At 65.1% G+C, this 25,042-nt stretch carries 25 protein-coding genes; 10 read left to right on the top strand and 15 right to left on the bottom strand.

What is annotated here, in order from left to right:
- Positions 1–88: 88 nt before the first annotated feature.
- Positions 89–2,668, bottom strand: coding sequence for an ATP-dependent chaperone ClpB (gene clpB, locus ABDJ38_RS04815; RefSeq protein ID WP_346783949.1), 2,580 nt, complete (start codon positions 2,666–2,668; stop codon positions 89–91).
- Positions 2,669–2,880: 212 nt separating this feature from the next.
- On the opposite strand from clpB, the gene ABDJ38_RS04810 reads away from it, so the two are divergent.
- Both ABDJ38_RS04810 and ABDJ38_RS04805 read left to right on the top strand, forming a co-directional pair.
- Positions 2,881–3,549 carry a class I SAM-dependent methyltransferase gene (locus ABDJ38_RS04810; RefSeq protein WP_346783948.1) on the top strand — a complete coding sequence of 223 codons (669 nt, stop codon included), beginning with the start codon at positions 2,881–2,883 and terminating at the stop codon, positions 3,547–3,549.
- A 54-nt stretch (positions 3,550–3,603) separates the two neighbouring features.
- A complete protein-coding gene (locus ABDJ38_RS04805) occupies positions 3,604–4,206 on the top strand; it encodes a DUF962 domain-containing protein (protein WP_346783947.1) in 603 nt (200 codons plus the stop codon).
- 88 nt (positions 4,207–4,294) lie between these two features.
- Here the strand turns inward: ABDJ38_RS04805 and ABDJ38_RS04800 are convergent, their stop codons facing one another.
- The gene (locus ABDJ38_RS04800; protein ID WP_346783946.1) at positions 4,295–4,621 is read right to left on the bottom strand and encodes a GIY-YIG nuclease family protein; all 327 of its coding nucleotides are present in this window, start codon (positions 4,619–4,621) and stop codon (positions 4,295–4,297) included.
- Positions 4,622–4,744: 123 nt separating this feature from the next.
- Positions 4,745–6,397, bottom strand: a complete 1,653-nt coding sequence (locus ABDJ38_RS04795; protein ID WP_346783945.1) for an aminotransferase class III-fold pyridoxal phosphate-dependent enzyme — start codon at positions 6,395–6,397, stop codon at positions 4,745–4,747.
- 65 nt (positions 6,398–6,462) lie between these two features.
- Here ABDJ38_RS04795 and asd point away from each other — a divergent pair, with 65 nt between their 5' ends.
- The 3 genes from asd to ABDJ38_RS04780 all read left to right on the top strand — a co-directional run bounded on the left by asd (position 6,463) and on the right by ABDJ38_RS04780 (position 10,571).
- Entirely contained in the window at positions 6,463–7,299 is an 837-nt protein-coding gene (gene asd / locus ABDJ38_RS04790) for an archaetidylserine decarboxylase (RefSeq protein ID WP_346783944.1), read from the top strand.
- A 71-nt stretch (positions 7,300–7,370) separates the two neighbouring features.
- A complete protein-coding gene (locus ABDJ38_RS04785) occupies positions 7,371–10,247 on the top strand; it encodes a M16 family metallopeptidase (protein ID WP_346783943.1) in 2,877 nt (958 codons plus the stop codon).
- Positions 10,248–10,265: 18 nt separating this feature from the next.
- Complete coding sequence (locus ABDJ38_RS04780) at positions 10,266–10,571, top strand: hypothetical protein (RefSeq protein WP_346783942.1); 306 nt, start codon at positions 10,266–10,268, stop codon at positions 10,569–10,571.
- A 139-nt stretch (positions 10,572–10,710) separates the two neighbouring features.
- Here the strand turns inward: ABDJ38_RS04780 and ABDJ38_RS04775 are convergent, their stop codons facing one another.
- From ABDJ38_RS04775 to rpsU, 8 genes are all read right to left on the bottom strand, one after another.
- Entirely contained in the window at positions 10,711–11,172 is a 462-nt protein-coding gene (locus ABDJ38_RS04775) for a tRNA (cytidine(34)-2'-O)-methyltransferase (protein ID WP_346783941.1), read from the bottom strand.
- A gap of 22 nt (positions 11,173–11,194) precedes the next feature.
- Positions 11,195–12,694: an Asp-tRNA(Asn)/Glu-tRNA(Gln) amidotransferase subunit GatB gene (gene gatB / locus ABDJ38_RS04770; protein ID WP_346783940.1), complete on the bottom strand. Its 1,500-nt coding sequence runs from the start codon at positions 12,692–12,694 to the stop codon at positions 11,195–11,197.
- The gene (locus tag ABDJ38_RS04765) at positions 12,687–12,815 is read right to left on the bottom strand and encodes a hypothetical protein (protein ID WP_346783939.1); all 129 of its coding nucleotides are present in this window, start codon (positions 12,813–12,815) and stop codon (positions 12,687–12,689) included. The genes gatB and ABDJ38_RS04765 overlap by 8 nt, the downstream gene beginning before the upstream one ends.
- A 2-nt stretch (positions 12,816–12,817) precedes the next feature.
- Positions 12,818–14,302 (bottom strand): Asp-tRNA(Asn)/Glu-tRNA(Gln) amidotransferase subunit GatA, encoded by a 1,485-nt coding sequence (gatA, locus tag ABDJ38_RS04760; RefSeq protein WP_346783938.1) that lies wholly within the window; start codon positions 14,300–14,302, stop codon positions 12,818–12,820.
- A 123-nt stretch (positions 14,303–14,425) separates the two neighbouring features.
- Positions 14,426–14,728 carry an Asp-tRNA(Asn)/Glu-tRNA(Gln) amidotransferase subunit GatC gene (gene gatC / locus ABDJ38_RS04755; protein WP_346783937.1) on the bottom strand — a complete coding sequence of 101 codons (303 nt, stop codon included), beginning with the start codon at positions 14,726–14,728 and terminating at the stop codon, positions 14,426–14,428.
- Between the two features lie 37 nt (positions 14,729–14,765).
- Positions 14,766–16,544 (bottom strand): DUF4153 domain-containing protein, encoded by a 1,779-nt coding sequence (locus ABDJ38_RS04750; RefSeq protein ID WP_346783936.1) that lies wholly within the window; start codon positions 16,542–16,544, stop codon positions 14,766–14,768.
- A 25-nt stretch (positions 16,545–16,569) separates the two neighbouring features.
- A complete protein-coding gene (locus tag ABDJ38_RS04745) occupies positions 16,570–17,145 on the bottom strand; it encodes an FKBP-type peptidyl-prolyl cis-trans isomerase (RefSeq protein WP_346783935.1) in 576 nt (191 codons plus the stop codon).
- A gap of 170 nt (positions 17,146–17,315) precedes the next feature.
- Positions 17,316–17,522 (bottom strand): 30S ribosomal protein S21, encoded by a 207-nt coding sequence (gene rpsU, locus ABDJ38_RS04740; RefSeq protein ID WP_137681054.1) that lies wholly within the window; start codon positions 17,520–17,522, stop codon positions 17,316–17,318.
- A gap of 241 nt (positions 17,523–17,763) precedes the next feature.
- Between rpsU and crcB the strand changes: the two genes are divergently transcribed.
- The 5 genes from crcB (at position 17,764) to ABDJ38_RS04715 (ending at position 21,127) form a co-directional block, all read left to right on the top strand.
- Complete coding sequence (gene crcB, locus ABDJ38_RS04735; RefSeq protein WP_346783934.1) at positions 17,764–18,186, top strand: fluoride efflux transporter CrcB; 423 nt, start codon at positions 17,764–17,766, stop codon at positions 18,184–18,186.
- Positions 18,183–19,319, top strand: coding sequence for an RluA family pseudouridine synthase (locus tag ABDJ38_RS04730; RefSeq protein WP_346783933.1), 1,137 nt, complete (start codon positions 18,183–18,185; stop codon positions 19,317–19,319). The genes crcB and ABDJ38_RS04730 overlap by 4 nt, the downstream gene beginning before the upstream one ends.
- A 232-nt stretch (positions 19,320–19,551) precedes the next feature.
- Positions 19,552–20,205, top strand: coding sequence for an HAD-IA family hydrolase (locus tag ABDJ38_RS04725; RefSeq protein WP_346783932.1), 654 nt, complete (start codon positions 19,552–19,554; stop codon positions 20,203–20,205).
- Complete coding sequence (locus ABDJ38_RS04720) at positions 20,202–20,435, top strand: hypothetical protein (protein WP_346783931.1); 234 nt, start codon at positions 20,202–20,204, stop codon at positions 20,433–20,435. The genes ABDJ38_RS04725 and ABDJ38_RS04720 overlap by 4 nt, the downstream gene beginning before the upstream one ends.
- Complete coding sequence (locus ABDJ38_RS04715; protein ID WP_346783930.1) at positions 20,432–21,127, top strand: ATP12 family chaperone protein; 696 nt, start codon at positions 20,432–20,434, stop codon at positions 21,125–21,127. Before ABDJ38_RS04720 ends, ABDJ38_RS04715 begins: the two co-directional genes overlap by 4 nt.
- A gap of 137 nt (positions 21,128–21,264) precedes the next feature.
- Here the strand turns inward: ABDJ38_RS04715 and ABDJ38_RS04710 are convergent, their stop codons facing one another.
- The 4 genes from ABDJ38_RS04710 to ABDJ38_RS04695 are packed head-to-tail and all read right to left on the bottom strand — an operon-like array spanning position 21,265 to position 24,868.
- Positions 21,265–21,888 carry an ABC-type transport auxiliary lipoprotein family protein gene (locus tag ABDJ38_RS04710; RefSeq protein WP_346783929.1) on the bottom strand — a complete coding sequence of 208 codons (624 nt, stop codon included), beginning with the start codon at positions 21,886–21,888 and terminating at the stop codon, positions 21,265–21,267.
- Between the two features lie 11 nt (positions 21,889–21,899).
- Entirely contained in the window at positions 21,900–22,847 is a 948-nt protein-coding gene (locus tag ABDJ38_RS04705) for an MlaD family protein (RefSeq protein WP_346783928.1), read from the bottom strand.
- A 9-nt stretch (positions 22,848–22,856) separates the two neighbouring features.
- Positions 22,857–23,762 carry an ABC transporter ATP-binding protein gene (locus ABDJ38_RS04700; protein WP_346783927.1) on the bottom strand — a complete coding sequence of 302 codons (906 nt, stop codon included), beginning with the start codon at positions 23,760–23,762 and terminating at the stop codon, positions 22,857–22,859.
- Entirely contained in the window at positions 23,759–24,868 is a 1,110-nt protein-coding gene (locus ABDJ38_RS04695; RefSeq protein ID WP_346783926.1) for an ABC transporter permease, read from the bottom strand. The genes ABDJ38_RS04700 and ABDJ38_RS04695 overlap by 4 nt, the downstream gene beginning before the upstream one ends.
- Positions 24,869–25,042: the final 174 nt, after the last annotated feature.

Raw genomic sequence — 25,042 nt, 5'->3', positions numbered from 1 at the left:
GAGGGGCGGAAGGTCAGACCTTCCGCCCCTCTTCTCGTTTGCGGCGGCGCCCCGGATGAGACGCTCGCCGCTAATCCGTCGGACGCAGTCAGCTGACCGTCAACACCAGCTCCCCCTCGCCCTCGTCGACCTTAACGGTCGAGCCATCGGGCACCTTGCCGGCAAGGATCATCTCGGCGAGCGGGTCTTGCAGGTAACGCTGCACCGCGCGCTTCAAGGGACGGGCACCATAGACCGGGTCGTACCCCACCCGGCCCAGCCAGCGCAGGCCCGCCTCGGTCAGGTCAAGCGTCACCTTGCGCTCGTCGAGCAGCTTCTGCACCCGGCCGACCTGGATATTCACGATCGGCGCCATGTGATCCTGCCCCAGACGGTGGAACAGGATAATCTCGTCGAGCCGGTTCAGAAACTCAGGCCGGAAGTGCGCCCGCACCGTCTCCATCACCTGCGGCTCCACATCCGCCACCTTCTGATCGTCGCCCAGGTTCGACAGGTACTGACTGCCGAGGTTGCTGGTCAGGATGATCAGCGTGTTCGAAAAGTCGACCTGGCGACCCTGCCCGTCGGTCAGGCGGCCATCGTCGAGCACCTGGAGGAGCACGTTGAACACGTCGGCGTGGGCCTTCTCGACCTCGTCGAACAGCACGACCTGATAGGGCCTGCGCCGCACCGCCTCGGTCAGCACCCCGCCCTCGTCATAGCCGACATAGCCCGGAGGCGCACCGATCAGGCGGCTGACGGAGTGCTTCTCCATGAACTCGCTCATGTCGATGCGAACCATCGCGTTGTCGTCGTCGAACAAGAACGAGGCGAGCGCCTTGGTCAGCTCGGTCTTGCCGACGCCGGTCGGGCCGAGGAAAAGGAAGCTGCCGAGCGGACGGTTCGGGTCCTGCAGGCCCGCCCGCGCGCGGCGCACGGCCTTGGACACGGCCTTCACCGCATCGGCCTGCCCGATCACGCGCTTGCCGAGCATCTCTTCCATCTTCAGCAGCTTCTCGCGTTCGCCTTCGAGCATCTTCTCGATGGCGACCCCGGTCCACTTGCTGACGACGGCAGCGATGTCGTCCTCGGTCACTTCCTCACGCAGCAAGGCGTTTTCGGTCTGCCCTTCGGCCTCGGCGAGCTTCTTTTCCAGCTCGGGGATGCGTCCGTAGGAAAGCTCGCCCGCCTTGGCGAGATCGCCCGCGCGCTGCGCCTGTTCGAGTTCGATCCGCGCCGCGTCCAGCTCTTCCTTGATCCGCGCTTCGGCATGGATCTTGTCGCGCTCGTTCTGCCAGCGGGTGGTCAGCTCGGAGGATTGCTGCTCCAGATTGGCCAGCTCTTCGCGCAGGGTGGCAAGCCGGTCTTTCGAGGCGTCGTCATGCTCTTTGGTGAGCGCCTGCTCCTCGATCTTGAGCTGGATGATGCGCCGGTCGAGCCCCTCGATTTCCTCGGGCTTGCTCTCCACCTCCATGCGGATGCGGCTGGCGGCCTCATCCATGAGGTCGATCGCCTTATCCGGCAGGAAGCGGTCGGTGATGTAGCGTTCGGACAGCTTCGCCGCCGCCACGATCGCGCCATCGGTGATACGCACACCGTGGTGCAGCTCGTATTTCTCCTTGATGCCGCGCAGGATCGAGATCGTGTCTTCCACGCTGGGCTCATCGACAAACACCGGCTGGAAACGGCGCTGCAAGGCGGCGTCCTTTTCGACGTACTTCTGATACTCGTCGAGCGTGGTCGCGCCGATGCAGTGCAGTTCGCCGCGCGCCAGCGCTGGCTTCAGAAGGTTGCCCGCATCCATCGAGCCTTCGGACGCGCCCGCGCCGATCAGCGTGTGCATCTCATCGATGAACAGGATGATCTGGCCGTCGGCGCCCTTCACCTCGTCGAGCACGGCCTTCAGCCGCTCCTCGAACTCGCCGCGATACTTCGCGCCCGCGATCATCGAGCCGAGGTCGAGGCTCATCAGCGTGCGGCCCTTGAGGCTGTCGGGAACGTCGCCATTGGCGATGCGCAGCGCGAGGCCTTCGGCGATGGCGGTCTTGCCGGTGCCGGGCTCGCCGATCAGGACCGGGTTGTTCTTGGTGCGACGAGCAAGGATCTGCACGGTGCGGCGAATTTCCTCGTCGCGCCCGATCACGGGATCGAGCTTGCCGTCCCTGGCCGCCTGAGTCAGGTCACGAGCGTACTTCTTCATCGCGTCATAGGCGCTCTCGGCAGAGGCCGTGTCGGCGGTGCGCCCGCCGCGCAGCTCGGTGATCGCGGCATTCAGCGCCTCGGCGGTCAGCCCGGCATCTTCGAGTGCCTTGCCCGCCGCCGTGGTCTTGGCGAGCACGAGGGCCAGCAGCATCCGCTCGACGGTGACATATTCGTCGCCCGCCTTCTGCGCGACCTGTTCGGCCTGGTCGAGCACGCGCACGGCATCGTTGTCGAGCCCCGGCGTCTGCTGGGCCCCGCTGCCCGAGACGGCTGGCTGCTTGGCCAGCGCCGCATCGACCGCGTCGACCGCGCGCGCCGGATCGCCGCCGGCACGCTGAATAAGCCCGGCAGCCATGCCCTCGCTATCTTCCAGCAAGGCCTTCAGAATGTGGTCCGGGCTGATGCGCTGATGGTTCATGCGGATGGCCACGGTCTGGGCGCTCTGCAGGAACCCGCGCGCCCGGTCGGTGAATTTTTCGAGATTCATGGTGTACCCCTAATCCTTTCTCCGCCGAGATAGTGTTGCATAATGGCAACACAAGCCCGAGACGAAAATAAATGTCCGGGCTATATTTGGGGTTCGCTCGGTCCGGGTAAAGCCCCCGAGGCGCGCTTGTCGCATAAGAGCCGCATCGCATTCTTGCCATGGTCACACATCTGTCTCCCGGCTGAAACGAAAGGCCCGCATAGCGCGCCCTTATGGCTAGCAGAGCACAACGCGCAGACCTTCAGACCGGATCGGTCACCGCCGCCTACGATCGCTGGGCACCGGTATATGACATGGTGTTCGGCAAGGTCTTCACCGAAGGCCGCTCGGACGCGATCCGCGCCGCCGAGGCCGCGCTGCCCAAGGGCGGGCGCGTACTGGAAGTCGGCGTGGGCACGGGCATTTCGCTGCCGCAATACCAGCGCAGCACGCGGCTGGTCGCGGTCGACCTGTCCGATGCGATGCTCGACAAGGCACGCGCCCGCAAGGCGCGGCTCGGGCTCGACAATGTCGAGGATATCCAGGTGATGGACGCCGAGGCCATGCGCTTCGAGGACAACAGCTTCGAAGTGGTGATGGCGCAGTACATCATCACCTCTTGCCCGCACCCCGAGGCGGCGCTCGACGAATTCGTGCGCGTGGCGAAGCCCGGCGGCGAGATCATCATCACGACCCGCATCGGCGCGAACCTCGGCCTGCGCGGGCGGATAGAGAAATTCCTGATGCCGCTCACCACGAAGCTGGGGTTTAGGACAGAATTTCCTTATACTCGTTATGATAATTGGGCTAAGATAAACGGACGTGTCGAGCTGGTAGAGAACACAGCATTGCCACCTCTTGGACACTTTTCGATGCTGAGATACCGCAAACTAGCGGAATGACTTAAAATCTCCTTGTCATAACTTGGACACGGATATTCGGACGGAGTGCATGCAATGACCGGTTTTCGCGAACAACTGCGCGAACAGCGCTGGGATGACCACCGCTACTATCACCAGTCGATCATCAATCAGGCGCTGCACTTCTTCAGCGCCTGCACCTTCCTGCTGAGCTACGTGCTGCTGTGGAACTACCCCTGGCTGGCCGCTCTGCTCGCATGGGGTTTCGCGATGGTAAGTCGGCAGGCCGGGCACTTCTTCTTCGAGCCGAAGGGCTATGACCACGTCAACGACGCGACGCACGAGCACAAGGAAGAGATCAAGGTTGGCTACAACCTGTTCCGCAAGGTGATCCTGATGGGCCTGTGGGCGATTTCGCCGCTGGTGCTCTATCTGAACCCCACGTTCTTCGGCCTGTTTTCCGAGCCCTTCACCACGGCGCGGATGTTCTTCGAGAATCTGGGCATGATCTGGCTGGGCCTTGGCGTGGGCGCGATGCTGTTCCGCATGGTGCAGCTGTTTGTCATCCGCGACGTAGAGACCGGCATCGTGTGGGTGACGAAGATCATCACCGACCCCTTCACCGACTTCAAACTCTACATGAAAGCGCCGGCTGAGTGCGCGAAGGCGGCGGTGGCCTGGCGGCCGTCGCGGGGGTGATTTTTCAGCGCTACGCTTGAGAATTGGGGGGCCGGGGCGCTGAGGGGCGCTCCGGCTTTTTTTCGGGCGGCCCGTTCACCGCATCCGCTCAGCCTGAGCCTGTCGAAGGCCACGCGCTGTCCTTGGCCCCAAACCCCTGCCGATTGCGCGCAAGTTGGGAGAGCAGTTCCCAGTCTCCCGCGATCAGCGCTTCCTTCTTGGCCCTGCCCCAACCTTTGATCCGGCGCTCGGCGGAAAAAGCTTCGTCGCGGGTTGGGAAGCTTTCCGACCAGACCAGCACCACCGGCAGCCGCTTGGCGGTGTACCCGCCAAGTGCACCACTCGCATGTTGTGCCATGCGCAGTTCAAGATCGTCGGTGTGGCCGGCGTAGTAAGAGCCATCGTTGCAGCGCAGGAGATAGGCGTAGAAGGACACCGCTTTGGGTTAGCCTTGGCGTGCGGCCTTCGACAAGCTCAGGCTGAGCGGATGGGGGCAATATAACACCCGCTCTGCCTGAGCTTGTCGAAGGCCACGCACTGGCACCAGCCCCATGCCCACTCAGCTTCTTCCAAACTTCGCCCGCAAGCTCTCACGCAAAATCTGCCGCTTCAGGTCCTTGTTTGTCACCCCCTCACCGCTCCACGCCCAGCCATCCATCTCGAACGCCCGTGCCGCGGCAACATAGCGCTCCGCCACTTCGGCGAACTCCGCATCGCCATAGGCAAAGGAGAAGATGAACCGCCCCGACCCGGTCCAGCCGGTCGCAAGACACTCGGCGCGCAGATAGAACTGGAACATCCAGTTATAGCGCGAGGGCCTGGTGTAAAACGTGCTCCACACCGTGCCGAGATTGCCCACGCGCGGGCTTAAACCCTCAGCCTCCAATCGCGCATTGAGCGCCTCAGCGCGCGCATTCCACTTCTCGTCCACGCCCTCGTAAGCCGCATCGGCCTCGGCGCTGGCGTGCCACCGCAAAAACTGGTCCATCGCCCCCATCACGCTGGGGTGCGAGTTGAAGGTGCCGCGCGCGAAGCAGATGTCGGCGGGACGGTCCTCGCGATAGCGCTTCATCAGGTCGGCGCGCCCGCACAGCACTCCCACCGGATAGCCGCCGCCCAGCGTTTTGCCGTAAGTCACCAGATCGCCCTGCACGCCGAAATATTCGCTCGCGCCGTGCTTCGAAAGACGGAAGCCGGTGAACACCTCGTCGATAATCAGCACCACGCCCGCCTTCGTGCAGACCTCACGCAGCCGCGCCAGCCATGCCGAATAAGCGGCACGATCCACCCGCACGCCGCGGCTCGAATCCACCAGCGCACTATCGCCCGCAGCGTTCGCGTTCGGGTGCATCGCCTGCAACGGGTTGACCAGCACGCAGGCAATGTCCTTGCGGCTCGCCAGTACCTTGAGCGTCGCCTCGCTCATGTCGGCCAAAGTCAGCGTGCGGTCAGCCGAAACGGGATTGCCCACCCCCGGCTGCACATCGCCCCACCAGCCGTTGTAGCTCCCCGCAAAACGCACGATCCGCTGCCGCCCGGTGTGATACTGCGCCAGCCGCACCGCCTGCATCACCGCCTCGGTGCCCGACATGTGGAAGCTCACCGCATCGAGCCCACTGATCGCCTTCAGCCGCTTCACATTCTCGGCCACCACCGGGTGCAAGCCGCCCAGCACCGGGCCGAGCGCCGCCACCGTCTCCTCGCCGCGCCGCATGAACTCTTTGTAGGCATCGGTGCCGAGCAGGTTCACGCCATAGGAGCCGGTGAGGTCGTAAAACCGGTTGCCGTCGAGGTCGGTCAGCATGACACCGTCGCTGGCGGCATAGAAGTTGCCCGAGGATAAGGCCTCGCGCACCACGCGGCTGAATGGGAACGGCACCCGGTAGGTGCCGGTAAAGGCGATATCGGGGATGCTATCGCGCATTTCTGCCGAGGCCGCCGCGCTTTTGGGGAAGCGCTCGGCATAGAGCGCCGCAAGCCGCGCAAAGCCCGCCTCGCGCCGTGCCGCCACATCGGCGGGCGCGCCATCGGCGGCGAAGAACTGGTCGCGGTCGAAATCGTAGAACGGCAGCAGGCGGCTCATCCGCTTCGCCAGGCGCACGTGACCGACCAGCCCCTTGTGCTTGGCGCGGCTCAGTTGCAGCCGCTTGGGCAGCTTTACCGCGAGCACAGCGGCAGCGGCGGCACCAGCAAGCCATGGGGCGATTGTCATACGCGTTCCTTATTCGTGGTCTTAAGGCGAATCCCGATGGGGTCGCTCGCTACAATCGGACTTTTATGAGTCAGGGATATGTCAATTTCCTGCTGACCAACCGAATCCCGCGTCACGTGCTGACGCGGTTCATGGGCTGGTTCAGCAAGATCGAGTTCGCCCCGGTGCGGAGCCTGTCGATTGCACTGTGGAAGCTGTTTTGCGCGGTCGATATGTCCGACAGCAAGGAGACGCGCTTCGCCAGCCTCCATGAGGCGTTCATCCGCCAGCTGAAAGACGGCGCGCGTCCAATCGACCCCGAGCCGGCCACGCTGACCAGCCCGTGCGACGCCATTGTCGGCGCATTCGGGCGGGTGGAGCGCGGCATGGCCTTGCAGGTGAAAGGTATGCCCTACCCGGTCGCCGATCTGTTCGGCTCAACCGACGAGGCAGCGGCGTTCGAAGGCGGCTGGTATGTCACCCTGCGGCTGACGGCGGGGATGTACCACCGCTTCCACGCCCCGCACGATGTGGTGGCCGAGCAGCTGCGCTACATCTCGGGCGACACCTGGAACGTGAACCCGCCCACCCTCGCCCGGATCGAGCGATTGTTCTGCCGCAACGAGCGCGCCCCGATCACCGTGCGGATGAAGACGACCGGAGAGCGCATGGTGCTGGTGCCGGTGGCGGCGGTACTGGTGGCCTCGATCCGGCTGCCGTGGCTCGACGAGAGCTTCTCGATCCGGCGGGGCGGCGCGCGCACCGAGCCGCTGGACCACGCCTTTGCCAAGGGCGAGGAGATGGGCTGGTTCGAACATGGCAGCACCATTGTGGTGTTCGCGCCTTCTGCCTGGGCTCCGGTGGCGGGGCTGGAGACGGGGCGGACGATCCGGTTGGGAGAGCCTTTGTTGCGGCGGCTGTAACGCTCTTTGGGCGCCCCAAACACCCGGCCAAACGCTCTGGCATACAAGAAAAAGCCTGCTATTGGTTTCGCATGAAAACTGTCTTCCGGCGCAGCCTGCCGTTCGCTTTTCTCGCCCCCTTCGCGCTGGCCGCCTGCGCCACGGCGCAATCGCCCGCTCCGCTGGCAGAGACCACCGCGCCCGCCACGCCGAGCGACAGCTCGCTCACCGCCCTCGTCGACGAGGTGCAGATCCCTTACGAGCGCTTTACGCTCGAAAACGGGCTAACCACGTTGGTCCATACCGACCGCAAGGCCCCGATTGTCGGCGTCACCGTCTATTACCGCGTCGGCTCGCGGCATGAACCGCGCGGGCGCACCGGCTTTGCCCACCTGTTCGAACACCTGATGTTCGGCGGCAGCGAAAACGTCGAGAATTTCGATATCCCTCTCGAGGCGGCAGGCTCGACCTCCACCAACGGCTCGACCTGGTACGACCGCACCAACTACGTCGAAACCGTACCCACCGGCGCGCTCGATCTGGCGCTGTTCATGGAGAGCGACCGCATGGGCTATCTGCTCGGCGCGGTGACGCAGGAGAAGCTCGATAACCAGCGCATGGTAGTGCAGAACGAGAAGCGCCAGAACGACAACCAGCCTTATGGCCTGCTCGACTACCTGATGGCCGAGGGCCTGCTGCCGGTCGGCCACCCCTATCGCCATGATACCATCGGCTCGATGGCCGATCTGGAAGCCGCCAGCCTCACCGACGTGCAGAAATGGTTCCGCGACAACTACGGGCCCAACAACGTGGTGCTGGTGCTGGCAGGAGATATCGACGCCGCCACCGCGCGGCCGATGGTCGAACGCTGGTTCGGCGATATCCCGCGCGGACCGGAAGTGGCCGAAGCGCCCGGCGGCCCGGTAACGCTGGCCGCCCCGGTCGAGCGGGTGGTGACCGATCAGGTTCCGGCAACGCAGATCTACCGCAGCTGGACCGGCCCCGAGATGACCGATCCCGATGCGATTCCCGTCGCGGTAGGGATGCACATCCTCGGCGGGCTCGCCTCCTCGCGCCTCGACAACGCGATGGTGCGCGGCGACGAGATCGCCACCACGGTCTCGGCCTATGCGCTAGGTTTTGAGGAGATGAGTCGGCTCGTCACCATGGTCGAGGTGAAGGACGGCGTGGAACGCGAAGCGGCCGAGGCGAAGCTGGTGGCCGAAACCGAGCGGCTAATCGCCGAAGGCCCCACCGCCGCCGAGCTGGAGCGCGCGCAGACTTCGCTCATCGCCTCCACGGTGGGCGGGCTGGAGCGCGTCGGCGGGTTTGGCGGCAAGGGCATGGTGCTGGCTGAGGGAGAACTCTACACCGGCGATGCCGAGCATTACCGCAAAGAGCTGGAAGCGATTGCCGCGCTGACCCCTGCACAGGTGCAGGGTGCGCTGCAACGCTGGCTCTCGCGCCCGGCCTATACGCTGTCGATTGTCCCTGGCGAGCGCAAGCTCGATGGCGCGACCATGGGCGGCTGGGGCGATGAAGATCTCTATCCTCCGCCAGCCCCCGATGCCCGCGCGCCGGTCGAAGTCACCCGCACGGCCCCGCCGCGCGAGGCTCCGCCCGTGCTGCCGGTGGACGAACTGACCTTCCCGCAAGTCGAGCGCGCCACGCTCTCGAACGGAATCGAGGTCGTGCTCGCGCGCCGCGATGCCGTGCCCATGGTGAGCATGACGCTGACCTTCGCGGCGGGCTCCGTGGTGGACCCGGTCGACTCCGCAGGCCGCCACGAAACGATGATGGACCTGCTGACTGAGGGCACCACCAGTCGCAGCGCGCTCGATATCGCCATCGCGCTCGAAGAGCTGGGCAGCTCGCTGAGCGCCGGTGCGGGGGTCGAAACATCGCAGGTCACCCTCACCACGCTCACCAGCAACCTCGCCCCTTCCGTGGAGTTGATGGCCGATGTCACGCTTAACCCCGCCTTCCGGGCTGAGGATGTCGCCCGCGTGAAGGAACAGCGATTGGCCGAAATCGCGCAGGAGCTGGCCTCGCCCGGCAGCCTCGCGAGCAAGGCCTTCATGCCGCTGATCTACGGCGAAGAGCACCCCTATGCCCATGCGTCGTCTTCGGGCGATCCGGCGGTGGTTTCCGCGCTGACGCCGGCGGCGCTCAAGGCCGAGCATGACCGCTGGCTGCGCCCCGACCTCGCGCAGATCACTGCGGTGGGCGACGTGTCGATGGCAGAGCTGGTCGCCGCGCTCGAAGCCGGGTTCGGCGACTGGCAGCCACTGACAAGTGTTCCGCCGATCCGTTACCTCGCCGCGCCCGGGCCGGCGCCGCGCGCACAGATCGTCGGCGTTGACCGGCCCAATTCGCCGTCGAGCTACCTGATGCTGGGCCGCCTCACCCCGCTTGTGGGGGAGCCGGAAGGCATTGAGGTGATCGAAACCGCCAACGAGGTGCTCGGCGGCGGGTTCCTCTCGCGGCTGAACTCTGACCTGCGCGAGACCAAGGGCTGGACCTATGGCATTCGCTCGGGCATCCCCGCCGCCACGGGTCAGCGCCGCTTCTCCATTGCCACGCAGGTTCAGGCCGACCGAACGGGCGATTCGATCGTCGCCATCGTCGACCAGCTCAAGGCCTATCCCGCCACGGCACCAGTCGATCCGGTCGAATTGCAACGCGTGACTGATGGCAATGTGCGCAATCTGCCCAACCGCTTCGAGACGAACGGACAGGTTCTCGGCGCGCTGGTCAGCAACCGCCTTTTCGGGCGGGATATTCGCTATCAGGCGCAGTTGCCGGAGATCTACCGCGCAATGGACGCAGACGCGCTGAACGCCGCCGCAGCCGAATATCTCGTGCCCGACAACCTCACCATCGTGGTGGTGGGCGACCGCGAGACCGTAGCGCCGCAGCTCGAACAGCTCGGCATGGACGTGACCTGGCTGGACGCCGAGGTACTCTAGAAACAAGGACCACAGGCAATGTCAGTCGCCGGAACTTACGAATTCGCCGTGAACACCCCAATGGGCGCGCAGTCGGGCACCATGACCGTGGTGCCCGATGCCAGCGGCACAGCCTTCACCGGCACGATCGAGGGCTCGCTCGGCCATATCGAAGTGGAAGACGGGACCATCGTTGGCGACACGCTCAGCTGGTCGATGCGCATGTCCTCGCCAATGCCGATGGGCCTCGATTGCGAGGCCGTGGTGAGCGGCGACACGGTGGAAGGCACCGTGCGCGCCGGGATTTTCGGGACAATGTCGCTGACTGGACGGAAGATCGCCTAGAGCGGGATGAAATAGCGTCGACTCGCAAAGCCCTTCCCCTGTGGGGAAGGGTTGGGATAGCGTTGAGCCCCCAACCCGCAAGCCCCTTCCCGAGGGGAGGGGCGTAAGGCGGATCAGGGCAATATCAGCAGACCCTAGTTCAGCCAGTGAACTGCCCGCGCACAGCCTGATAGGCGGCCGCCGCAACCGTATTCGCGAGGTTGAGCGAGCGCACCTTGTCGCTGCGCATCGGCAGGTTCACCATCTGCGCCCGGTGCGTCGTTGCGATTGCCTCGGGCAGCCCCTTGGTCTCGCAGCCGAACGCCAGATAGGCGTCGTCCGGGTAGGCGGGCTCGTAGAAGCTGCGCGGGGCATATTCCTCGAACAGGTAGAGCTGGTCCTCGCGCGGCGCGCGCTGGGCAAGGAACTCTTCCCAACTGGCGAATTCGGCCAGCCGGATGTGGCGCCAGTAATCAAGCCCCGCCCGCTTCAGGCGCGTATCGGTGATGGTGAAGCCGAGCGGATGGATCAGCACCAGCTCAAGGTCCAGCGCCACGCAGGTGCGCCCGACCGCGCCGGTGTTGCCGGGGATTTCCGGGTGGACGAGGACGATAGAGGTCATTGGCTGACCGGCCCGCCCTCGCCTAGCCCAATTTGTCCTTCAGCAGCTGGTTCACCACCGCCGGGTTGGCCTTGCCCTGCATCGCCTTCATCGTCTGGCCGACGAAGAAGCCGAACAACTTGTCCTTGCCGCCGCGATATTCGGCGACCTTGTCCTCGTTGGCGGCCATGATCGCGGCAATTGCCTCTTCGATGGCACCGGTGTCGCTGACCTGCTTTAGGCCTTCGCTGTCTGCGATCTCGTCGGGCTCGCGGCCGGTCTTGAGCACGATCTCGAAGATTTCCTTCGCCTGCCCCCCGCTGATCTCGCCCGCGTCCTGCATCTTGAGGATCGCGGCCTGACGCGCCGGCGTGGCGTTGGCCATGTCGCCCTCGTCACCCAGCGCCTTGATGACGCCCGGCGCGACCGACAGCGACCAGTTCGCCACCGGCGTCGCCACCTTGGCCTCGGGCTTGCCGAGCGCCTTGGCGGTCTCGGCCAGCAGCGTTTCGAAGCGGGCGAAGGTCTCGACCTCGGCGGTCAGTTCGCGGGCGTTGTAGTCGGTCAGCCCCAGCTCGCCGGTGTAGCGGGCGCGCTTGGCGTCGGGCAGTTCGGGAAGGCTGGCGCGGCACTCGTCGAGGAAGACCTGATCGAGTTCGAGCGGCAGCAGGTCGGGATCGGGGAAGTAGCGATAGTCGTGCGCGTCTTCCTTGCTCCGCATCGAGCGCGTGGTGCCGGTATTCGGGTCGAACAGACGGGTTTCCTGCACGATCTGGCCACCATCCTCGATCACGTCGATCTGGCGCTGCACCTCGTGTTCGATCGCCTGCATCACGAAGCGGACCGAGTTGACGTTCTTGGTTTCGGTGCGGGTGCCGAGTTCGGTGTCACCCACCTTGCGCACCGAAACGTTGACGTCGGCGCGCATCGAGCCTTCTTCCATGTTCCCGTCGCACGAGCCGACATAACGCAGGATCGCGCGCAACTTGCGGATATAGGCCCCGGCCTCGGCGGGCGAGGTCATGTCCGGGCGGCTGACGATCTCCATCAGCGCCACGCCCGTGCGGTTGAGGTCGACATAGGACATGGTCGGATGCTGGTCGTGCATCAGCTTGCCCGCGTCCTGCTCGACATGGATGCGCTCGATGCGGATCATCTTGTCTTCAGGAATGCCGGCCTTTTCATCGGCCTCGATCAGCAGCTGCCCCTCGCCCACCAGCGGGTGGTAAAGCTGGCTGATCTGGTAGCCCTGCGGGAGATCGGCGTAGAAGTAGTTCTTCCGGTCAAAACGCGACCACGCGTTGATCTGCGCTTCAATCGCCATGCCGGTGCGCACGGCCTGCCGGATGCACTCGCGGTTGGGCACGGGCAACATGCCGGGCATGGCCGCGTCGACGAGGCTGACCTGCGAATTGGGCTCGGCCCCGAAGGCGGTGGAGGCTCCCGAGAACAGCTTGGCGTTGCTGGTGACCTGCGCGTGGACCTCAAGGCCGATCACGACCTCCCAGGTTCCGGTTGCGCCTTCAATGCGATAATTACTCATCGTCGATAATCTTTCCGTTTTCGTCGAAGCGCGCCTCGCCATGCTTGATACGGCGCGCGAGGTAGGCAGGAACCCAGAACGCCACGATAACCATCGCGATGAGCGGAAGCGCCTCCAGCATACCTACCACCACTTCTCCGGCGCAGCTTCGAAGCCGCTACGCTGTTCGATTGCCAGCCCTGCGTTGAGCACCATCTGCTCGTCCATCGCCTTGCCGACCAGTTGCAGACCAAGCGGCAAGCCCTTGGCGTTCAGCCGCGAGGGCACGCTCATCGCGGGCAGGCCAGCGAGCGAAGCGGGGACCGAGAACACGTCGTTCAGATACATCGCCAGCGGATCGTCGAGCTTGTCGCCGAGCGGGAAGGCGGCGGTCGGCGTGGTCGGGGCGAGGATCACGTCGCACTCGGCAAAGGCCTCGTCGAAGTCGCGCTGGATCAGCGTGCGCACCTTCATCGCCTGCGTGTAGTAGGCGTCGTAGAACCCCGCCGACAGCACATAAGTGCCGAGCATGATACGGCGCTTCACCTCCGGGCCGAACCCGGCGGCGCGGGTGGCGGCATACATGTCCTGCAGGCCAGCGCCCTCTGGCAGGTCGCGCAGGCCGTAGCGCACACCGTCATAGCGCGCGAGATTGCTCGATGCCTCGGCAGGCGCGACGATATAGTAGGCCGGCAGCGCATATTTGGTGTGCGGCAGGCTCACGTCGACCACCTCGGCGCCCGCGTCCTTCAGCCAGGCGATGCCGTCGTCCCAGCTGGCGAGGATTTCGGCGTCGGTGCCGTCCATGCGGTATTCCTTGGGGATACCGACTTTCTTGCCGCGCAGATCGGCGTTGAGTGCTCCGGCCCAGTCGGGCACCGGCGCATCGAGGCTGGTCGAATCCTTCGGATCGAACCCGGCCATCGCGCCGAGCATCACCGCGCAATCCTCAACCGAGCGCGCCATCGGCCCGGCCTGATCGAGCGAGGAGGCAAAGGCCACGATGCCCCAGCGCGAGCAGCGGCCATAGGTCGGCTTGATGCCCGAAATGCCGGTGAAGGCGGCAGGCTGGCGGATCGAGCCGCCGGTGTCGGTGCCGGTCGCCGCAGGGGCGAGCCGCGCCGCAACCGCCGCCGAGGAACCGCCCGACGAACCGCCCGGTGCGAGCACCGCGTTGCCGCCATCGTTGGCCTTCCACGGGTTGGCGACATTGCCGAAGTGGCTGGTCTCGTTCGAGGAGCCCATCGCGAACTGGTCGAGGTTGAGCTTGCCGAGCATGCCCGCGCCCGCGTCCCACAGCTTCTGGCTGACGGTGCTTTCGTATTCGGGCTTGAAGCCTTCGAGGATCGCGCTGGCGGCGGTGGTCTGCACGCCGCGCGTCGCAAACAGGTCCTTCATGCCGATCGGCACGCCTGCCATCGCACCCAGTTCCTCGCCCGCGGCGCGCTTAGCATCCACCGCATTAGCAGCGGCGAGCGCGTGCTCGGGCGTGGTGACGATAAAGGCGTTGAGATCAGCGGCAGCGGCGACATTGGCGTTGAACGCCTCGGCCACTTCGCGCGCGGTGAAGTCCCCGGCGGCAACGCCGTCGCGGATGGCTTTAACGCCAAGGTTGGTCAGGTCAGACACACATTTCTCCGCTCGTGCTGAGCTTGTCGAAGCACTGCTTTTCTTCAGGAGCAGCGCTGGAAGAACAAGGGCAATCCTTCGACAAGCTCAGGATGAGCGGGGAAGGATTGCGGGGATAGACAATCACTCGATCACCTTGGGCACACCGAAAAAGCCGTGCTCGGCCACCGGCGCATTGGCCAGCACCTCGGCCTGCTTGCCGCCGCCGGTGAGCGGATCGGCGTCGATCACGTCGTCACGCAGGCGCAGCTTTTGCGGGATCACGGCGGTCATCGGTTCAACGGTCGAGGTATCGACCTCGCCCAGTTGCTCGACAAAGCCGAGGATCGCGTTGAATTCGGGCACGAAGTGGTCGAGGTCGCCCTCGTCCACCTTGATGCGGGCAAGCGAGGCGATTTTCGCCACCTGTTCACGGGTTACGGACATGTGAGGTGCGTTAGCGCCGGGGCTGGCCGCCTTCAAGCTATTCGGTTGTCGTGACAGTGATCAGAAGGTTCTCTTCGCCTGTCTGGGTAGATGGCTCTTCCGGATCCACCACGAAGGGCAACCCAACTGCCTTTCCATCAACTTCAACCTGCCGCACAGCGATATCGCGAACCTCTACTTGAGCACCCTTGCTGAACTGATCAACTTCTACCGCGCCATAACCGCGAACTCTCGCATCAAACTGCGTCAATTCCTGCCGCGAAAGGCGGAAGTGCTCCACATTGGAGGCCTCCACCAAGGCGACATGCCTCGCGCCTGAAGGGAAGCGACCGATCTCGATTGCGAAACAAGCACTTGCGCAACGCCACCTCTGCTCTTGCAAGAGGTGCTCGAAAGCCGCGCGCATATCGGGATCGGCCGACCGGAGAACGAGGTTGCCGATCCGCTCCGCACTGGAGGCCGTTTCAAACCTGCGCCAGGGCCGCTCGCTCTGCTCTTGCGCGGCTATGGCTAGCTTCGCCACTTCGCCCTCGCCCTTGGCCAGTTTCGCCAGCTCCGCGCGCCCGGCATCGCCAAAATCCCAGCGCAGCGCCGAAAAGTCGAAGTCTTCCGGCTTAACCTCGCCTGCATCCAGCCGCGCAACCTGATTTCGGGCCGACACCGCACCGAAATCCCACAAGGGCAGCGCCAGCACCAGCGCCACCACGCAAACCCCCGCTGCAAGGTGGAGGTTCGCATCGCGCATCCTTGCGCTCCACATAGCCTTGCGCCCACGGATCAGCGCTACCCAGCACGCAAGGCCATAGGCGCAGGCCACCGCCACCGCGATCACCGCCCAGATGCGCTCCGGCGAAAGGCCATGCTGGTCGATGCGGACACCCAGCGAAATTGCCGCGAACACCGACAGCGGCAGAATCACCCCCGCCAGCACCGCCGCCGCGATCTGCATGATCCGGCTGGGCGAGCGGTCCTCGTCCGAGTCACGGATAATCGCATTGGCGAGGATGAAGCTGCCTGCCGCACAGGCGAGCAGGATCGGGGTTGCCGAATCGGTCGCCTCCCACAACGCCTTGCCGCCTGAGGCGAGCAGAATCACGAGGAACACCAGCAGCGCCGCCCCAAAGGGCACGGCGAGGATCGCAAAGACGATCATCACCACGTTCTGCAGCGCGCCGATCACTTTCAGATTGTTGCGAATCACGCCGAGGCCAGCGCCGAACGTGCCGCCGCTCCATGCGAGGCCGAAGGCGCGCTCTTCCATCAGGTCGCCAATCGCATCGATTCCGATCAGGCCGAACAAGCCATCGAGCAGCAACAGCGCCAGCCACGAGAGGCCGACAAAGGCCAGCGCGCCGCCACCGCTCACCGCATCGGCCCAGACATGGAAATGGGTCGCGCGATAATCGGTCGCCAGCCTCGTGCGGTGAAAATCCGCCTGAAACAGCGGCAGCGCCAGCAGCGCGAAAAAGCATCCGGCGGCAAAGGCGAATTCGGTACCCGCGCGGTGCCCGTCGGCGGCGACCACCTGCCAGGCGATACCGCCCATCACGAGCCCGAGCAGCGCGGAAAAGATCAGCGGCTCGGCCAGCTTTTTCTCGCGCAGGGTAAACGCGGCGGCGAGCGCGAAGAACACGATCAGCGCCACAGCAGCTGCCCTGAGCGAATCCTCAGGCGACGCATCGCCGACGACCAGATGAATGAGCAGGCCAGCGAGCGCGCCCAATGCGCCGAGCAACCATGGTCGCGCGGGCCAGTCCTCGATCAGCCCCCGGTCCTCGATCAAACCGGCATCAACGTGGTGGGCTGCGTCGTCCATCTGGCTCGCCTCCCGCCCGTGCGTTTTACTGCGGCGCAGCTTCAGGCGCAGGCATCGCGCCCTCCGGCCCCATCGCCGGCATTTGCTGCTGCATCGCCTGCATCATGCGGTTGTAACGCGCCTCGGCTTCTTCGCGGGTCATGAAGTCGACCATCTCGACATCGAACACGAGATCGGCATTGGGCGGGATCGGCGCGCCGGGAGGCGGCGATGCGCCATAGGCCATGTCCGACGGGATCTCGACCGTGTACTTGCCGCCCTTCTGCATCTGCACCATCGCATCGCGGAAGCCGGGGATCACCTGATCGAGCGCCATCGGCGCGCCATCGGGCAGGATGCCGGGCACCGGCCATGCTGCGGGCTGCGACTGGTCGAACACGGTGCCGTCGGCCAGCTTGCCGGTATATTTGACGAACACCACGTCGGTCGGCCCGGGGCTCTCGCCGCTGCCCTCGGTCACCGTCTCGATCGAAACGCCTGCGGGCATGGCGGCCCAGGCCACCCCGGCGCCCAGCGCGATGGCAGCGGCGACGCCGAGCCAAAGCTTGGTCAGCGAGCCCTTGGCAATCGGCTGCAGCGGAACGCGGGTGACTTCGGTCATGAATCGGGTGTCCTCAAAAGCAAAAGGGCGCGCAAGGTTCAGCTCCACGCCCCTTTGGCCCAGCGGCATGACATGTTCAAGCGGTTCCGGGCCACGCCGCATTGGCTTCCGCCAAAGAAAAAGCGGGCCGAAACCGACCCGCTCTCTCAAACGTAAAGCTTGTTCAGCGCTTAGCGCGAACCGTCACGCTCCGAACGCTTGCGCTCCATCTTGCGGGCGCGGCGCACGGCGGCGGCCTTTTCGCGGGCGCGCTTTTCGCTCGGCTTTTCGTAGTGGCGACGCAGCTTCATCTCGCGATAAACACCTTCCCGCTGAAGCTTCTTCTTCAGGGCACGAAGGGCCTGTTCGACATTGTTATCGCGGACGACGATTTGCATAAACCTGAACCACCTTACAAAATATGTTTCAACAAAGGCGCCGCCCCGCGAAGCGAAAGGCGCGGGCGACACCAGTCAGAAAACCCAATGAAATAAGCGCCGAATCCTTGCGGGATCGGCTTTCTGGGGCGGCCATTAATTCAAAATCGCAGGCTTGGCAAGGATTCGTACCGTGATTGCCTCGGGCACTTTGCGCGCACGGCGGGATGACGCGGGGGCGATCTGTCGCTAAGGGCATGCGATGATCTCCACCCCTCCGCCGCTCTATGCCTCACTGTCGGTAGCCCTCGGCGGCGGCATCGGCGCGCTGCTGCGCTATCAGATGGGCCGCGCCCTTACCCATCTGGCCGGGCCGCAGACCATGGTCGGCTTCCCATGGGCCACGCTGATGGTCAATGTCATCGGCAGCCTGGCCATGGGTGTGCTGGCCGGATGGCTGGCCCGCCACGGGCCGGACCTGCGCGACGGCGGCGAACAGGTGCGGCTGCTGGTCGGCGTCGGCCTGCTCGGAGGGTTCACCACGTTCAGCTCGTTCAGCCTCGAAATGATGCTGCTGATGGACCGGGGCGACAATGCACTCGCCTTTGTCTACGGCTCGGTATCGATCATGGCGGGGCTGGCGGGACTTTATATAGGCCTTATCGTAATGCGGTTGTTTGGATGAGTACGAACCAGTCGGCGGACAGTGTTCGCCAGTTTACCATTGCCGAGGATGACGACGGCGTCCGGCTTGACCGCTGGTTCAAGCGGCACCTGCCGCAGGTCGGCTTCGGCACCGTGTCGCGCTGGGCGCGCACCGGGCAGCTGCGCGTCGACGGCAAGCGCGCCAAGCCCGAAGATCGCCTCGCCACGGGCCAGGTGCTGCGCGTGCCGCCCGGCGGCGAGGATGCCCCGCGCACCCAGCGCCAGAAGCGCGAGCTGAGCGAGGCCGAACGCCACGCAGCCGAAGACATGCTGATCCACCGCAGCAAGGCCGCGCTGGTGCTGAACAAGCCGCCGGGCCTCGCCACGCAAGGCGGCACCAAGACTCACCACCACGTCGATGGCCTGCTCGATGCCTACATCGAGGGCGAGCAGCCCCGCCCCCGCCTCGTCCACCGGCTCGACAAGGATACCTCGGGCGTCCTGCTGGTGGCGCGCACACCGGGAAGCGCGGCGTTCTTCTCCAAGCGGTTTTCGGGCCGCAGCGCAAAGAAGATCTACTGGGCACTGGTGGTCGGCGTGCCCGAGGTGTTCGAAGGCACGATCGAGGCCCCGCTCGCCAAGCAGCCCGGCTCGGGCGGTGAGAAGATGCACATCGACGAGGAGAACGGCCAGCCCGCCAAGACGGTCTACCGCGTGGTCGAACGCGCAGGCAATGCCGCGGCGTGGGTCGAGCTGCAGCCGTTCACCGGGCGCACCCACCAGCTGCGCGTGCATATGGCGGCGATCGGCCACCCGATCGTGGGCGACGGCAAGTATGGCGGGCAGGATGCGTTCCTCACCGGTAGCGTCAGCCGCAAAATGCACCTGCACGCGCGCCGCCTGATCATCGATGCTCCGGGCGGCGAGAAACTCGATGTGACGGCCGATCTGCCCGAGCACTTTGCCGGCTCGATGGAGCAACTGGGCTTCGACCTGTCGCTGAGCGAGGCGGCCCCGGTCGCCGCCCCGCCGCCCGAGCGCAGCGCTGCAGAAAAGAAGCAGGCCGCGCGCCAGCACGCCAAGCAATATCGCAAGGCGCGCAAGGGCGAACGCCGCGGGCGCCGCTCCGCGCCGGTCGGCAAGCCTGCCCCGAAGGGGCGACCGAAACGATGATGGGATTCACGCGGAGGCGCGGAGACGCGGAGAATCTGGCTCCAGTCCGCGCCGCAGGCGCAGCTATTTTCATGCGCGCACAGAGGCACAGAGGCACAGAGAAGAAGGACTATTCCTCCGTGCTTCTGTGCTTGTGTGAGCACTCGGGAAGGAAAGCGCCTACGGCGCGAAGGACATTTTCCTCCTCCGCGTCTCCGCGTCTCCGCGTGAACCACAAGCAGGAGCGCTCCGCATGACCGTCCGCCTTGCCGTATTCGACTGCGACGGCACCCTGTCGGACGGACAGGCCGGTGTCGTGCGCGCGATGGACAGCGCCTTTGCCGAACAAGGCCTCGCCGCCCCCGATCACCACACAGTGCGCCGCATCGTCGGGCTGAGCCTGCCGCAGGCCATGCGCGAGCTCGCTCCGCAGGCCGATGACGACGCCGTGCGCGACCTCGTGGAAAGCTACAAGAGCGCCTTTCGTGCCATGCGCGAGGATGGATCGCTCAAGGAACCGCTTTACGACGGCATTCCCGCGCTGCTCGAACGGCTTCACGCCAAGGGCTGGACCCTTGGCGTCGCCACCGGCAAATCCGACCGGGGGCTGGCCAGCACACTCGCCACCAACAACCTCGCCCACCTGTTCGGCCCGCTTCACACCGCGGACCGCCACCCTTCGAAGCCCAATCCCGCCATGTTGCAGGCAGCGATGGACGATTGCCTTGCCGCGCCCGAAAACACGGTGATGATCGGCGATACGGTCTACGATATCGTGATGGCACGCGCGGTCCAGGTGCGGGGCATCGGGGTCGACTGGGGCTATCACGAGGCCGACGAACTGCGCAACGCGGGAGCCGACGCTGTTGCCACCAGCATGGCCGAACTGGAAGAGTTGATCGGATGAGCGAACAGCCCGAAGCCGATCCCGCGCCCGACCCAGCTCAGGGGCGCTGGATCATGCTGCAACTGATGCGCCTTGGCGGCGTGCTGCTCGCCGTGGGCGGGCTGGTGATTATCGGCGGCGCAATCGCCGGGCCACCTGCACTCGGCTATGGCTTGCTGATCTTCGGCTTGTTCGAATTCTTCGTGATGCCGATCATGCTCGCAAAGCGCTGGAAGTCGCCCGACGAATGAAGCGGTTTTACAAGGATGTTAGCACTGCCCGTGTCGACGGCGGCTGGCAGGTGCAGCTTGATGGGCGTGGCTTAAAGACGCAGGGCGGCGGCCAGCAGATCGTGCCCACCGAAGCTGCGGCGCAGCTGCTGGCGGGCGAATGGGCCGCGCAAGGCGAGAAGATCGACCCCAAGAGCTTCGTGTTCCGTGACTTGGCCGATCTCGCGCTCGACTCGGTGGCGAGCGACCGCGCAGCGACCGTGGCCAAGCTGCTCGCCTACGCCGAGACCGACACCCTGTGTTACCGCGCCGAACCGGGCGAAGCGCTGTTCGAACGGCAGGACGCGTTGTGGGAGCCGCTCGTGGCGGCCTGCGAGGAACGCCACGCGGCGCGGTTCGAGCGGATCAGCGGGATCATTCACCGCGCGCAACCCGAAGCCACCATGGCCGCGCTGCGCATACGGCTGGAGCGAGAGAGCGACTTCACCCTTGCCGCCCTGCTCACCCTCGCCTCGCTCGCCGCCTCGCTAATCACGGCGCTGGCGGTGATCGAGCACGAGGCCGAAGCCGAACGGCTGTTCACCGCCGCCAATGCCGAGGAAGACTGGCAGGCCGAGCTATGGGGCAGCGATTTTGAGGCCGAAAAGGTGCGCGCCCTGCGGCTCGAGGCCTTTTTGCGCGCGGCTGAGTTTGCTGCGGCGGTGCGGGGCTGACCACTTCACCAAGGCCCGCTCGCCCTGAGCCTGTCAAAGGGCAGGCAAATGGCCTGACTAGCGCGTGGCCTTCGACAAGCTCAGGCTGAGCGGATGCCGCGAAGCGCTCCGAGGATTAGGGCTCGCGCTCCTCGGCCTCAGCCCACCCACTCCGCAACGTCCGCGGCCACGGCATTGGCCGCTTCGTTAAGCGCGCGTCCTACATCGCGCGCCTCGGCCCGCACACCATTCACGCGTTGCTCGAACCGCTGCGTGCGCAGCGCGCCGCTGGCGTCCATCAGCATCGCATCGAACACAACGACGGCCGAGCCGCTCGGCGCATCATAGCCCATTTCGACCAGCTCACCGGTTAGCTGAACGGGCGCGGCATAGACAATGTCGCCGCCATCGACGACGAAGCGCTTACCACCCGACCGGATCGTTTCGGCCAGCACGCTGCGGAACAGCTTGGCAGGCTTTTCCACCCAGAAGGCGTTTTGTAGGTATGCGAGCGAGCTGTCAGTCGTGCTGACTGGCACCCGGTTAACATTGAGGCGCTGCGAAGTGGTCGGCTCCATCACCGCCAGCGACGCGCCGATGCTGCCTTCGCGGTCCGCACCTGCCTCGATCCGGCTTTGCGGAGTCAGCGTCAGCAGCTGCTCGGGCGGATCTTCGCCAAAGCTGATGCAGCCGCTCAGCAGCGCGGCGCCCGCTACGGCGGCCAGAAGTGCGGAAAACCGCCGGGTCATCGCAAGACTGTGGCTCTTCGCCCGGTTGCTCATCACAGGGTCTCTCATGGTTCGTAATCCGGCAGCTTGGTCCCACCCACCAGCGCGCCCGCGCCATTGTTTTCGAGCCGCTCGGTGAGATTGCGCAGGCTCTCGCTGGTGCGGCGGATATCCTGCAAGGTGGCATTGGCCGCCGGCAGGGTGTCGCGCTGCAACTGGTTGGTCACCGGCTCGACATTGGCGAGCGTGGCCTGCAGCTGGTCCGCCGCGCCCTTCGCGCTGCGCAAGGTGGTGCGCAGTTCGCCTGCCAGTGCTTCACCCTCTTCGCCCATCATGCTGTTCGCGGTGTTGAGCGTGCTTTCAAAGGCCGCGAGCGTGCGGGTCGACTGCGCCAGCGTGCCTTGCAATTCGCCCATGGCGACCTGCACTTCGGGCGCGGTCTCGGCGAAGTCGGCGCTGATCTTGTTCGTATTCGCTAGGATGCCGGCGATCGATTCCTGATTGTCGTCATCAAGCACGCGGCTGAGGCGGTCGGTCAGCGTCGCCAGCCGTTCGAGCAGCAGCGGCGCGCTGGTGAGGATTTCGCCGAGCGCACCGGGCGCGGGCGGGATCACCGGCACGCCTTCGGGGCAATCGGTGGTCTCGCAGGAAATCGACGGCTGGTTCGAACGACCGCCATCGAGGCTGATGTTCGAAACGCCGGTGAAGCTGGCCGAGACGGTGGCCGTGGTGCCGACGAGGATGGGCGTCTGGCCCTGCACGTTGATGCGGACCTTCACGAATTCGGGATCCTTGTCCCAGATCGAAATGTCCGCCACCTGGCCCACGGGCACGCCAGAATAGGTGACCGTCGATCCCTTCGCCACGCCGCCGACCGACTGTCCGAAGAAGATGTCGTATTCTTTCTGATCGGCCTGATCTAACCGGGCGAGCCAGACGAAGAAGACCGCCGCCGCCGCCAGCAAAAGCAGCGTGACTATACCGACCCAGACGTGATTGGCTCTTGTTTCCATTGCCCGCCCCTATGAACCCTGCGGGTCCGTGTTGTCCAAATGTTTCCCCGCGCCTGCGGTTCCCTTTGCCTGCGCCGCCTCTTTGGTGCTCTGCGCAGCGCGGGCGCGCGGGCCCTTGAAGTATTCCTCGATCCACGGGTGCCCGCTTTCGAGCAACTCGGGGATCGTGCCCACCGCCACCACCTTGTGATCGGCCAGTACCGCCACCCGGTCGCAGATTGCGTAGAGCGTATCGAGATCGTGGGTGATCAGGAACACCGTCAGCCCCAGCCGATTGGTCAGCTCGCGCGTCAGATCGTCGAACTTGGCCGCGCCGATCGGGTCAAGCCCTGCGGTCGGCTCGTCGAGGAACAGCAATTCCGGGTCAATCGCCAGGGCACGGGCAAGCCCGGCGCGCTTGCGCATCCCGCCCGAAAGCTCCGAGGGATACTTACTGGTCGCGGTCTCGGGCAGGCCGGTGAACACGACCTTGTAACGCGCAATCTCGTCGAGCAGCTCCTGGCTCAGCTCGGGATAGAACTGCTTGAGCGGCACCTGCACGTTTTCGGCCACCGTGAGGGTGGAGAACAGCGCCCCGCCCTGAAACAGCACGCCCCAGCGGTTGCGCACGCCGATCACCTCGTCCGGCTCGGCACTGGTGATATCGTGGCCGAACACCTCGATCGTGCCTTCGGTCGGGATCTGGAGGCCGATGATCGAACGCATCAGCACGCTCTTGCCGGTGCCCGAGCCGCCGACTACGCCGAGGATCTCGCCGCGCCGCACGTCGAGGTCGAGGTCCTCGTGGACCACCTGATCGCCGAAGGCATTGCGCAAGCCGCGAATGCGGATCGGATACTCGCCCTCAAACCGCTCGGTTTCGGGGATGTCCTCCGCTTCGGCAGGAGCCGGGGTGGCGGTTTCGTCTTCGCTCATCCCCAGCCGATCTCGGTGAAGAACACCGCAAAAAACGCATCGAGCACGATCACCATGAAGATCGCCTGCACCACGGCCTGGGTGGTGCGCAGGCCCACTTCCTCGGCATTGCCCTTCACCAGCATGCCCTGATGGCAGCCCGATATGGCCACGATCAGCCCGAACACCGGAGCCTTGATCATACCGACATAGAAATCGTGCAGCGGCACCACTTCCTGAATGCGGGCGAGGAAAGTGAGGAACGGAATGTCCAGCATGACATCGCCGATCACCGCACCGCCGATAATCGCCACCACGCTGGCAAAGAAGCCCAGCAGCGGCATCATCAGCACGGCGGCAAGGATGCGCGGCAGCACCAGCGCCTCGACCGGGGAGACGCCGATGGTGCGCATCGCGTCCACTTCCTCGGTCAGCTTCATGGTGCCGATCTGCGCGGCAAAGGCGCTGCCCGAACGGCCTGCGACCATGATCGCGGTCATCAGCACGCCCAGTTCGCGCATGGTGATGCGGCCAACGAGATTCACCGTCAGCGTTTCGGCGCCAAACTGCTGCAACTGAACCGCGCCCTGCTGCGCGATCACGATGCCGATCAGGAAGCTCATCAGGCCGATGATCGGCAGGCTGGATACGCCCACCAGCTCCATCTGCCGCACCAGCGCTTTCACGCGGAAGCGGCGCGGGTGGCGGATCGAGCCGAACAGGGCACCAATCACCGCACCAAGAAAACCGAGCACGGCAACGACGCCCTGGAACCAGTGGACGACCTTCTCGCCGGTAAATTCGGGCACGCGGGTAAAGAACGGCAGTTGCGGCGGCTTCACATCGGCGGTGGACTGCGCCTCGCGCACCGATTCCATCAGCACGTCTGCCTGCTCGCTGGCGCCGACAACCGAGGCGTTATGCGCGTCGACAAAGCGCTGCACCACCCACGCGCCGACCGTATCGACTTCGGTCACCTCGCTGAGGTCCACGGTCTGCACCGGATCTTCTATGGCGCGCAACTGCGGATCGAGCTTGCCGATCGAGGATACGCGCAGAGGCCCGCTGATCACGACGGTCAGGCGCCCACCTGCCTCCTCAATCGTAAACTCCGCCCACTCACGCATGGGCATGCTATGCGGCCAAATGCGCGCGCTTACAAGCGCTGCACGGCGTCATCCCCATTGCCCTTGCGATAAGCCGCTGGCAAAGGCGACGCGTATTTTGATTGGCGGTGCCAGCCCGCGCCCCCGCCCAACCACCCGATAGCTTACGGTTACAATATCGGGTGGTTGGGCGGG

Source organism: Aurantiacibacter flavus (assembly GCF_039710615.1).
GTDB lineage: Bacteria > Pseudomonadota > Alphaproteobacteria > Sphingomonadales > Sphingomonadaceae > Alteraurantiacibacter > Alteraurantiacibacter flavus.
Note: the sequence above shows the minus strand (reverse complement) of the source record. Positions and strands in the feature narration are given on the sequence as shown.